Here is an 11929-nt window from a genome sequence, read left to right on the forward strand (position 1 = left end):
TGGCGGTGCCATGCACCGTGTTTGGGGTGATTGCATGGAAAGCTATCTGCTTGATTGGGCCAACCTGTTGCTTCGTTGGGCGCACATCATTGTGGCCATCGCCTGGATTGGGTCTTCTTTCTACTTCGTGTTTCTGGACAGCAGTCTTACCGAACCCGAGGACGCCCGGTTGCGGGCGCAAGGCGCCACCGGTGAGCTGTGGGCGGTCCATGGCGGTGGCTTCTATCACCCGGTCAAGTATGCGGTGGCCCCACCCAGGCTGCCAGGTCACTTGCACTGGTTCTACTGGGAGAGCTACTCCACCTGGCTGACTGGTTTCGGCCTGTTTGCCGTCAGCTATCTTTGGCGTGCGGACATCTATCTCGTGGACCCGCAGCAGCTGGCGATGCCCGGCTGGCAGGCGGGCACGCTGGCGGTGGGTCTGTTGCTGGCCTTCTGGGTGGCCTACGACATGGCCTGCCGTTTCATGGGGAGTGGCGCCGGGAGCGATCGGCGTCTGGGCCTGGTGGTGGCCTTGCTGGTAGCGGGGTTTGCCTGGTTGGCGACCGAGTGGTTCGCCGCCCGGGCCGCATTTCTTCTCGCCGGTGCCATGCTCGCGACGGCCATGACAGCCAACGTGTTGGTGTGGATCATTCCCGGCCAGCGCCGGGTGGTGCAGTCGCTCAAGCAGGGCGAGGCGCCGGACCCCATCCATGGTCAGCGCGGCAAGCAGCGAAGTGTGCACAACACCTACTTCACCTTGCCGGTGGTGTTTGCGATGCTCAGCAACCACTACAGCTTTCTCTACAGTCACGAGCACAAGTGGGAGGTACTGCTGGCTTTGATGGCAGCAGGCGCCGGTATCCGGCAGTTCTTTGTGCTTCGCCACGGGTACAAGCTGGGGCGTCATGCTCACCCATGGCGCTGGGCTGCGGGGGCATGTGTCTTGCTGGTGTGTCTGATCGCATGGCTGCGACCTGCAGGCATCGCAGTTGATCCTCCGGTTGCGTCCCGAGCTGCAACGGATGACGCAGCTGTGCAATCCGTGCTCAACGCGCGTTGTGTGAGCTGCCACGGGGAAGCGCTGGCCTCCAAGGGCATACGGCTGGACAGCGTCACGCAGGCGCGGCAGCACGCTGCGCTGGTTTATCAACAGGTGGTGATTCAGCGCGCCATGCCCTTGAACAATGCCACCGGCATGAGCGAGGAAGAGCGCGCGTTGTTGGGCGCCTGGGCGTTGGCGGCCCAGCGCTGAGACCACTGCCGGGACGAAATCTCCACCCGGCCATTGCCACAGGCAGGTGAGGCCCCACTTACCGCTTGAGTGGTACCGCCCGTAACCATTCGACAACACATGCGGATATTTCTTAGGCCTATGGTTCGTCGTTGCTGACCATACTGCTCTATTTGGCATTAAGGTTGGTCTGTCCGTGGTCGATAAGCAATACATTCGGCTGAGTTTCATATCGCTGGCAGGCGCCAGCGTGAGACTTTGCCGACTCGCTTGTCTGCCAAATCATGACCCCCCGTTTGTGCAGTTGTATCGGGCAGTTGCCATCCTTTGTGCTGGCGACGTTTCGGAGCTGTTTTTCCATGAACGCCACAGGCCGATGGACAAAAGTAGGCGCATTTGGTCGCATGCTGTTGGCATGTGTGCTCGCCAGTGCGTGCGCGCTGGCGTCCGTGATGGCCATGGAGTCGGGCACCGCCACGCATCAGTCGGCTGCTGAACGTGTGCCTGCCCTTGAAGGACTGGTCACAGTAGGGGTAGTGGCAACGGAGGCGCCGATGCAAATCTGGCCTGGCGAGGCTTCCGGCCCGTCAGGCTACGACATCGACTTGATTCAGCAACTTTTCGCACAGGCCGACGTGACCCTGCGATGGAAGCGGTTTGCGAGCCGGACTCAGCTGATGGCAGCTCTTGATGCCGCAGAGGTGGACCTCGTTGCCTCTGCGACGGTGGCGCCATCCCGGTTTTCCGGGTTGACTTTCAGCAAACCCTACCTGGCCGAAACCCAGCTCATGGTGGCTCGGCAGGAGCAGACCTCAGCGCCCGGCAACCCGGATCTTGCCGGATACCGGCTGGGGGTCGTGGCAGGAACCGCCGGGACGGTCGCGGCCGGCCAGTACTTCCCATTGGCGAGCACCACGGCGTTCGCCTCACAGCATGACGCCTTGCAAGCGCTCGATGGCGGGCAGGTCGACATGCTGCTGATCAGCCGGTCCACGGCACTGGCCGCGATGAGTGGTCGAATGGGCTTGCGCGTACTGAAATCGTATGCGCTGCCTGAGGGGCAGCTGAGGTTGGCTGCCAGGGCCGACGCCGCCATCCTGGCGCAGTGGCTGGACAAGTGGCTGGCCGCCAGACCCGATGAGATGGACCGTGAGCTGGCGGACAAATGGCTTGACCACCTCAACATACCTGTTTCCAGTGTGGCGCCACTGGCGCAGCATCAGGCAGCTCTTCGGGTGGGCTATCTGGTCCGGGATGACGCCAGCGGCTGGCCAGGAGGCGAGGCGGCAGGCGGATTGGGTGTCGATTTGATGCGCGCAGCGGCGGGACATGCCGGGCTGCCCGTTGGCGAAGTCATTGGCGTAGAGTCGTCCGGCGAAGGCATGGAGGCGCTGCAAGCGGGTGAGCTGGACGTGCTGGTCGGACCTGCCGAGACCGGGCCCGGGCGCGGCGCACTGCCTTTCGTCGGACCTTATCGCTCGAGCCTGCTGGCGATAGTCGGCCGGTCAGGCCATGGCTCGCCCGGTCTTGACCGACTGGCCAACCGCAAGTTGGCCATGGTCGACCACTTTGTGGCCGAGGGGTTTGTCGCCCAGAGCTATCCAGGTGCTCAGGTGGTCGTTTGCGAATCCATGAGCGACTGTATGGACATGGTGGAGCAGGGGGAGGCCGATGCGACCGTTGCTCCCATGGATGGCTTGCAGGAGCGACTGGGTGACAGAGGGGCTGGTCTGCAAATCAGCGGTGTGGTGCCACTTTGGCAACTGGAAAGCAACCTGGTTCTGGGTCCGCAAAGCGCCCATTTGGCACAAAGGCTGCGCGAGGGCCTCGACATGGCCATGGCCCAGGATCTGGCAGATATCGAACGCCGACACCTGACGCCCAAATCATCGCAGGGCCTTGATTGGAGTGCGCTGTGGCCCTGGGCGCTGGGCGCGTTGCTGCTGGCGGGTCTGGCGGCCCTGGCAATGTGGTGGCACCTGATGGTGTTGCGCAGGCAGGTGGCGGCCAAGCAGCAGGCCAGTGAACAGGCCGAAGCCTACCTGGGATTCATGACGCATGAGGTGCGCAATGCGCTGCAGTCGGTGGCTGGCGCCAGCGTGCTGCTCAACGAAATGGAAGATGAAGCTGATGCGACGCCCAGGGAGCGCCAGAAAGTTCTTCAACTGATGACGCGGTCATCCCGTTCCACCATGACCTTGATGGACGCACTGATGGATCGCTACCGCTATGTTCAGGGCAAGGTGGAGCTCAGGCCCGACGATGTGGACCTGGTAGAGCTCTTGCAGCAACTGGTAGATGACATCCAGCCCGCGGCGCATGCCAAGAGACTGAAGCTGTCGCTCAGCATGGATCCGGCAGCATGCGGGCAATGGCGTATCGACCCAGTGAGGGTTCAGCAGGTGTTGCGCAACCTGATCATCAACGCTGTCAAGTTCACGCGAGAGGGCGGTATCGCGGTCAGGCTGGGTGTCGAACCGGGTGAGGACTTCATGCACGCCAGCATGCTGCGCATTGCCGTGAGCGACACAGGTGAAGGCATGGACGCTGGTATGCAGGCACAGGTATTCGAAGGCTTCCATTCCAGCGGTGGAGACCGGCCTGGCACAGGGCTGGGTCTGGCCTTGTGCCGAGATCTCGCCAAGGCCATGGGCGGACAGCTCGAGCTGGAGACGGCTCCAGGCAAGGGGAGTACCTTTACCCTGGCGTTTGAGGCCTTCCGTCCGGAGCACCTGACGGCGCCGCCTGAGCTTGAAACGACACTCCACAGTGCGCTGGTCGTGGACGGCTCGCCCGTCTACGGGCTGTTGCTCAAGCGGGCGCTGATCAACGACGGGGTGGCTTCAGTGCTGGTGGAGTCCGTCAAGGCCGTGGAAGAGGAACTGAACCGGCCCGATGTGGCTGGCTACGACCTTGTTCTGGTGGAGGCAACCCTGGTCGACGGCAGCTATGCGGATGTGATCAGCTTGCTGCAGAAGCGTCTCGGTGACATGCCCTATGTGGTGGTGATGAACCAGGGTGATGAAAAGCCTGACCAGGCCGTCGGGTCACGCGATGGCGTGCTGGATGTGGTCGCCAAGACCAGCGATGTCTACAGTCTGATCGATCGCGTGACGCAAGCCTATGAATCAGCCCAATTGCGCAGAGTGGAGTGGGGTGGAATGGCTTCCCGTCCCCCGAGGGATGCAGGCCTGCCTCAGTCGCAGCTGTAGCGGAAAGAGTTGTTCAGACTGAGCGGCAGCACCAAGGTGCGGATGTTGGCCGCTCTTGCTCTGGCGCAAAGCTGCGCTCTGGCGGTAGCGTCCGATACCCAGGCACTCCGGTACTCAGCGTTGAAAACCGGCTTGCCGCGCGAGGTGAAGGCCGAGTAGGCGCCGCACTCGTTGTACTGGTGGCATTGCTCGTTGACGGCAAAGTCAAAGATGCCTGCCAGCGCAGCGACCTGATCGATGTCGTTCTTCAATCCGATCAGAAGTCCGCGGGCATGGGCTTCATTGGCCAGAAAGGTGTTGTAGTCCAGCTGGGTGGCCTTCGTCAGTGCGCCGTTGAAGCCCGGATTGTTGTCCCAGGCGTCCACGTTGTCGGGCTCGACCCCGTCGCAACCTTTTGCCTTGGCCAGGTCCAGCCGTGAGCGCATGATGCTGCGGACACTGGCTGACCGCGTGTCTACCCAGCGCTCGCCAGCCCAGCCATCGAGCGGATTGCCCTTGTCGGCACTGGTGAACTTGCCATAGTCGCTGCGCCAGTTCTCTGCGCTGCCTGCCGAGAAGTAACACACCACACGGCTTCCAGCCGACCGGATGGCGGCAATCTTGCTCGCCGGCGTGTCAAACAGGTCGATATCGTAGACAGCTACGTTGTAGGCGGTATCGACGCTGCCAGTCAGTTGCCATTGCCACGTTTCATTGACGTTCGGACTCCATTTGCCAGACGTCGTCGTGCGGAGAATGGCATTTGGATTGGACGGCGCAGCAGTGGCCTCTTCGGCCGCCGCCTCTCCAGTGCCATCGGGGGAGGCGCCTGGGTCGCTGTTGCCTTCGCTGCCAGCCTGTGTATCGTTGGGAGTCGTTTCCTGGGCATCCGCCTCGTCGCTGGAGCTGCCCCCGCAGGCGGACAGCAGGGCTGCTGCGGTCACCAGTGACACAGCAGCCAGATGCCGGATGGTCTGAGCCATATGGGTACGACGCAAAAGACTCGATGGCGTTGTTTCGTTGGGAACAAGGCTTGGGGACATGGAAGTCAATCTTTGTTTGGCGATGTGGGTGACTGAGCATAGCTTTTGCTCTGGATGGCCGGCAAGGATTTGTAGCCTTTGCAGGGCAAGCTGTTGCACATGTGCCCTCACATTCACGTCTTGTCTCAACCTGAGCCGAAGGTGCAAACGGCGCCAATGCCGTTAATATCCGGCGATGCTTCGATTCAGCGCCAACATCAGCACCCTGTTCACTGACCGTCCGTTTCTGGACCGTTTTGCCGCTGCTGCCCGGGCCGGGTTCACGCATGTGGAGTGTCAGTTTCCCTATGAGCATCCGGCGGCAGAAGTCTCGCGGGCGATGAAGGATGCAGGTGTGGCCATGGTGCTTCACAACCTGCCTGCAGGTGACTGGACCAGAGGAGAGCGGGGCCAGGCCTGCCAACCGTCGAAGCAGCAAGCCTTTCGGGATTCAGTGGAACAGGCTTTGGCGTATGCACGGGAGCTGGGCGTGAGCCAGCTCAACTGTCTGGCGGGCATTCCGGAAGCCGGTGCAGGCCCTGAACAGACGCGCCAGATCCTGCTGGAGAACATGCGTCATGCGGCTGCAAAGCTGGCAGCCAGCGGCGTGCGCTTGCTCGTGGAGCCGATCAACAACAAGGACGTGCCGGGCTTCTACCTCAACACGTCGCAGCAGGCCTTCGCATTGATGGACGAGCTCGCTGCCGACAATGTGTATTTGCAGTATGACCTCTACCACGCGCAGCGCATGGAAGGCGATCTGATCCATACCATGTCGCGCCACATGGCCCGTATCGGACACATGCAAATAGCAGACAACCCTGGGCGTGGCGAACCGGGTACCGGGGAGTTGCGCTACTCGTACCTGTTTGACTGGCTGGACAGGTCGGGCTATGCGGGCTTCGTGGGATGTGAGTATTTTCCGGCCGATGGCTCGCCCCAGGGGACAGAGCGCGGTCTGCGCTGGCTGGCGGTGCACGGCCGCCGGGCCACGGGTGACGTGCTGAAGTGAACACAAGAGGCCGGAGTCATATGCCGCTGTTCGAACAGGACCCTTGCAAGATGTTGCGTCTGCTGTTTGAAGCAGCGGTGTCGCGTGCGCAGCCCGAGCGGGTACTGCCGGCTCACCTGCCTTCCCCGCCCAAGGGGCGCACCGTTGTCATCGGTGCCGGCAAGGCGGCAGGCGCAATGGCCCATGCCTTCGAGGCTGCCTGGCCCGATCACGCACCGTTGAGCGGACTGGTGATCACCCGCTATGGTCACGTGCCGCCGCGAGAGTCCAATCTGCCCGCACGCATCGAAGTGGTGGAAGCTGCCCACCCTGTACCCGATGAGGCCGGCTGGGACGCGTCAAAACGCATCTTGGAGTCAGTGAGCGGGCTGGGTGAGGACGACCTGGTGGTTTGCCTGATGTCCGGCGGAGCTTCTGCCTTGATGACAATGCCTTGTCAGGGCTTGTCACTCAAGGACAAGCAAACCCTGAACGCTGAGCTGCTCCGCAGTGGCGCCAACATTCTTGAGATGAACACGGTGCGCAAGCACTTGTCGGCCATCAAGGGTGGACGGCTGGCTGCGGCTTGCGCGCCGGCCAGGGTGCTGACACTGGCCATCAGCGATGTGCCGGGTGATGACGTCAGTGTGATCGGCAGTGGCCCTACCGTGCCAGACAGCAGTACTTGCGAGGAGGTGCTGGCAATTCTCGATCGCTATGCCATCGACGTTCCTCCTTCCTTGCGCGCACGCCTGGTCGACGGAGATCTCGAGACACCCAAACCAGGCGACGCATGCTTTGCAGGGCATGAGCACCGCGTCATTGCTGCTCCGATCCAGAGCCTGGAGGCGGCACACGCGCTGGCGCTCTCACACGGGTTGTCGGCCTACATTCTCGGTGACGAGATTGAGGGCGAATCGCAGCATGTGGGTGCCTGGCATGGCATGCTGGCCCGTTCGGCAAAGCGGGGCAACAGCAGCTTTTCGCTGCCCTGTGTGCTTCTCAGTGGAGGCGAAACGACCGTGACTTTGCCCAAGGACGGGTCGGGCGGCCGAGGAGGGCGTGCAGGTGAGTTCTGCATGGGCCTGGTGCAAGAGCTGCAAGGGGAAAGTGGCATTTGGGCGCTGGCGGCCGACACGGATGGGATCGACGGTGTGGAAGACAACGCCGGTGCGTTTGTTCGGCCGTCGGTGATGGGCGATGCAAGCAAGGCTGGGGTGTCGCTCGATGACAGCCTCGTCAGGCATGATGCCCATGGCTTTTTCGGGGCCACGGGTGACCTGCTGGTCACGGGCCCTACCCACACCAATGTCAACGATTTCCGCGCCATTCTGGTCTTGCCCTCTGCCAGGCAGGACTGATGCTGCCCCGCAGCGTCCAGCCGGGATGACCCGATAAGTGAAGTTACCTGTTGAAGTTGACAGGCCTACGCTGCAACATGGCGAATCACTGGTCACAATGTGTGACCGTTGTGAGCCGGGTCCAAAGGCGGGCCGCATTTGCAAACGATACTTTCCAAGACCGGCAACATCACCATCAGAATGAGCAAGCGTTAGATCACGCCGGCATAACAAGGGAGCCAAAGGGAATGGCGACATGTCTCGGCCAAGCCGGGTCCTGACCATTGCACAGCACTTGGCGAAGGTGCTGGCTGTATGGTCCATGCTCTGTTTCAGTGCTCTGTGCCTCGCACAGTCGCTTGCAGGGCCAGCGGCTGATACGTCGACTGGTACCGAAGAGAACCATGGCGACCGTCATCATCTGGTTCTCCGGGTAGGCCTGCTGGACGACTATCCCCCATTTCAGCGCTGGCCGGAAGGAGGCGATCCGAGCGGCTATGACATCGACCTGCTTGGCGAACTGGCCGATCAGGGAGGGTTTGAGCTCCAGCTTGTGCGGTTCACGCGATTCGCCAGTCTTCGTGCGGCAGTTCTGCGCGGTGAGGTGGACATCGCAACCTCCATGGGACGAACGGCGCAGCGCTCCAAAGTATTTGCATTCACGCGACCCTACGTGGTTCAGCGGCAAGTCCTTGTGGGGCGCCGCGAACTGGGTGCAGTGGCCGATCTGCCCGACCTCGCCGGCCTGACACTCGCGCTGGTCGACGGCTATGCCAGCGCGACCTCGGGCAGAGAGCATTTTCCCCAGGCGAGCGTGGTGCTGCGCCAGTCCGAGAGCGCTGTCCTGGACGCGGTGGCCGAGGGCAAGGCAGATGTGGGTCTGACGGGCCTCCCCGGCGTGGCAGAGCGCTTGCGTGACAACCCTGACCTGCGGGTGATGCGCAGCTACGCCTTCGCGACGGGGCAGCTGCGACTCGCTGGCCTGCCCGGAAACCCCGGCAACTGGGTGGCAAGGCTCGACGACCTTCTGGCCGCGCGCGAGCCGCACGCCAATGAAGTGCTGGTGCAAAAATGGTTGAGCGACTTGCGGCCGCAGCCCAGAAAGCCAATGAACCAAATGGCCGGCAAGCGTCTGAGGGTGGGGTACTCCCCCAGCGACAACAAGTTGCGCATGGCGTTTGGTACTCGCCCTGCGGGCTTGCCTGTCGACATCATGAAACGCATGGCCGATCACCTTGGCATGGAAATAGAGCGGTTCATTCCCCTGGGCCGTGCAGAAGGGCTGGACGCCCTTCGAGCCGGGCGCATTGATGTGATGATGGGTGTGCCTCAGACCAAAGCCATGAGGGAGTCTGTGGGTGCACTGTTTGTCGGCCCCTATCTGGTGGACTATGTGGCATTGGTCAGTCGTCGGGACAAGCCGGTGGAGCAGTTGGGGGACTCGCTGGGTTTGCGCCTGGCGTTGCCGCCTGGGCATTTCGCCCGAGACTACCTCAGCTACAGCTATCCCGATCTTCATCTGGTGGATTGCGCGAACGAAGATGACTGCTTTCTCATGGTGGGGCAGCAGGTCGCCGACGTGACCCTCGCGCCATTGACACGCCTGGAGGAGCGTTTGCCAGCCAGAAACGGCGAGCTCATGATTTCGGGGTTTCTCGACAGGCTGGTGGCTGAGAGCCATTTTGTGCTGTCGCCTGAACTGGCGGGCATGGTGCCGGCCATGCGTGATGCCCTGGACTTCGTGCGCGCAACCGATGAGGCGGCCTTGCGCCAGCAAGATGCAGAGCGACTGCTGAACCCGACGTTTGACTGGCGGCCCTGGTTGCCCTGGGTGGCAGTGGCGTTGGCCGTGATGACGCTGATTTTCATGGCGGTGTGGTGGCATCTGCGGCAGTTGAGAAACGAAGCCGGTGCCAGGCAGGCTGCTCAGGAGCGGGCAGAAGCTTTTCTGGCGTTCATGACACACGAAGTGCGCAACGCATTGCAGTCCGTCGCTGGCGCTTCTGTCTTGCTGCAGGAGCTGGATGAGGAAGGGGCCTCCAAGGCTGAGCGCAGACATGTGTTGCAGTTGATGAGGCGCTCTTCCAGATCCACCATGGCGCTCATGGACTCCCTGATGGACAGGCACCGCTTCCGGTCGGGCCAGGGTCAGATTCGCCTGGAAAACGTGGACCTGGTGGCGCTGGTCAGGGATCTGGTCCAGGACATCTCTGCAGCAGCAGAGGCGAAGCATCTGACACTGAACTTCGAGGCGGGTGATGATGTGGCCGGTGAATGGCGCGCTGACCCTCTGCGACTTGAGCAAATCCTGCGCAACCTCATCGTCAACAGCATCAAGTTCACGCCCAAGGGCCACATCGACATCAGGCTCTCGTCTTCCATTCTGCCGCCCGAGTCTGCGGCTGTGGCTGCCTCGGGTGGACTCAGCACAGCCGCCCGGCGTGTGACCATTACCGTTCGCGATACGGGCAAAGGCATGACAGATGCGCAGAAAGAGCATTTGTTCGAGCGCTTCCACAGCCATGGCGGAGACCGGCCAGGGACGGGCCTGGGGCTGTCCTTGTGCAAAGATCTTGCCGAAGCCATGGGAGGGCGGCTGACACTGAATGCCAGCAACGATGAAGGGACCGAGTTCGCTTTGTACTTCGATGCAGCGCGGGTCATGGAGTCGAGCTCGCTGCCTCAGGAGGGGCATGGCCTGGAGCAGGTGCTGGTCATCGACAGCTCACCTGTTTACGGTTTGTTGCTCAAACGGGCGTTTGCCGCCTCTGGCATCGGCGCTGATCTGGCAGAGTCAGTCCGTGAAGCCGGCAAAGCGATGCGCTATGCCCAAAGTCATGGGCCGGCCTATGACCTGATCGTCACCGACAACAAGCTGGCCGACGGTGAGCTGAGCAATGTTCTCCAGATGCTTCGAGCGCAACCCGCAGAGGTGGAAGTGCCACCTGTCATGGTGGTGAGTCAGGACCTCAGCGACGAATCGACGGCACATCTTCGAGGAGCGGGGGTCATTGAAGCCCTCGCCAAGCGCAGCGACGTCTATGGCCTGGTAGACCGCATTCGCCAGGCCTTCGAAGCCGTTCAGAGGCGTCAACACAGGCAACAGGCCATCATGGAAAGCCCTGACCCGGTGGATTGAGCCGTTGGCCTTTTGTCACCGGTCGGCTGCACTGGCCGTTTCGTGATCGTCGATAATGTCGTGTTTGGCCGGTGAGCCAAAGACCATTGCACTGGCGATCGGCGATTGAACGCCCGCCGCCGGACATGTGGGAATGCCGTGGAGACATGGCTCGCACGGGAGAGGCGGGCCAGCTCTGCCTTCCCTCTCAGCTCAGACATCAACAGCAGTGTCTTCAGGCCTCAGGTCTGCAAGGCAGGGACGAACTTTGTACAGCAGTCGCAAACACCAACGCTCCAGTCTAGCGCGCGTGCTCGGCACGTGGCGTCCGTCAGCGAATGAGCCTGCACGAAAGGACTTTCCTGAGCGCCTGGCACAGTGGCTGCATGTTTCGGATGCCATCACCTTGCGGACCATGCAGCAGCGGGTGGCGCAGGCGAAATGCACCGCCGTCGACACCACAATGACGAGCGCTTCGGAGCTCAACCGGTCCGTCGATCAGCTGCGTTCCACCTTGGCGTCCGCTGTGAACGATGAGCTGCAGCGGCTGCTTCGAGAGAGCCGCGAGACCGGCGTTGACCCCGATCCTGACGTTGAGCTGGCCTTGCACCAACAGGTCTTCGACGACATGCAGCGTCGAATGGAGATGAGCGTGGATGCGCTGCGCATCCATGTCCGGCAGTGCCTCAGTCGCCATGGCGAGAGCATGGCGCGCCTGGCGACCATGGACGCAGCCCTAGACCAGATGTTGGCCGGGAGAGAGCAGGAGGCGTTGTCGACGCGGGTTCCTGCGTTGCTGCGCCAGCGCTTTGAGCAGCTTCGAAGGCAACACGCGGAACGTGAAGCCGCCGCGCAGGTGGAGTTGCCGTTGGCCTCCACGCCCGAAAGCAGTGCTTCACCTCATTTCTCGCGAGATGCGGGTCACTGGCTTCCACAGTATTCGTTGTCCCTGCAATCGGTCTTGCTGGCCGAGCTTGAGCACCGCCTTCAACCCGTGATTGGCATGGTTGAAGCGCTGGGGCAAACGTCATCCTGATTTTTTTGACATGCAATT

General features: G+C 61.9%; 7 protein-coding genes. 6 read left to right on the forward strand and 1 reads right to left on the reverse strand.

All coding sequences use genetic code 11. The features are described 5' to 3' along the window. Window positions 1–34: 34 nt before the first annotated feature. Window positions 35–1234 (forward strand): urate hydroxylase PuuD, encoded by a 1200-nt coding sequence (locus ABWV89_RS00320; RefSeq protein WP_353395105.1) that lies wholly within the window; start codon window positions 35–37, stop codon window positions 1232–1234. Window positions 1235–1572: 338 nt separating this feature from the next. After that, window positions 1573–4425: an ATP-binding protein gene (locus ABWV89_RS00325; RefSeq protein ID WP_353393110.1), complete on the forward strand. Its 2853-nt coding sequence runs from the start codon at window positions 1573–1575 to the stop codon at window positions 4423–4425. Here the strand turns inward: ABWV89_RS00325 and ABWV89_RS00330 are convergent. Continuing rightward, window positions 4410–5447 (reverse strand): endo alpha-1,4 polygalactosaminidase, encoded by a 1038-nt coding sequence (locus tag ABWV89_RS00330; protein WP_353393112.1) that lies wholly within the window; start codon window positions 5445–5447, stop codon window positions 4410–4412. The two genes, ABWV89_RS00325 and ABWV89_RS00330, sit on opposite strands and share 16 nt — an antisense overlap. A 175-nt stretch (window positions 5448–5622) precedes the next feature. Here ABWV89_RS00330 and hyi point away from each other — a divergent pair, with 175 nt between their 5' ends. From hyi to ABWV89_RS00350, 4 genes are all read left to right on the forward strand, one after another. Beyond that, window positions 5623–6438: a hydroxypyruvate isomerase gene (gene hyi / locus ABWV89_RS00335; protein WP_353393114.1), complete on the forward strand. Its 816-nt coding sequence runs from the start codon at window positions 5623–5625 to the stop codon at window positions 6436–6438. A 20-nt stretch (window positions 6439–6458) separates the two neighbouring features. Next, a complete protein-coding gene (locus ABWV89_RS00340; RefSeq protein WP_353393115.1) occupies window positions 6459–7778 on the forward strand; it encodes a glycerate kinase type-2 family protein in 1320 nt (439 codons plus the stop codon). Window positions 7779–8013: 235 nt separating this feature from the next. Next, window positions 8014–10896, forward strand: a complete 2883-nt coding sequence (locus tag ABWV89_RS00345) for a transporter substrate-binding domain-containing protein (RefSeq protein WP_353393118.1) — start codon at window positions 8014–8016, stop codon at window positions 10894–10896. Window positions 10897–11029: 133 nt separating this feature from the next. Beyond that, window positions 11030–11911, forward strand: coding sequence for a DUF3348 family protein (locus ABWV89_RS00350; protein WP_353393120.1), 882 nt, complete (start codon window positions 11030–11032; stop codon window positions 11909–11911). Window positions 11912–11929 lie beyond the last annotated feature (18 nt).

Source organism: Hydrogenophaga sp. 5NK40-0174 (assembly GCF_040372165.1).
Taxonomy (GTDB): domain Bacteria; phylum Pseudomonadota; class Gammaproteobacteria; order Burkholderiales; family Burkholderiaceae_C; genus Hydrogenophaga.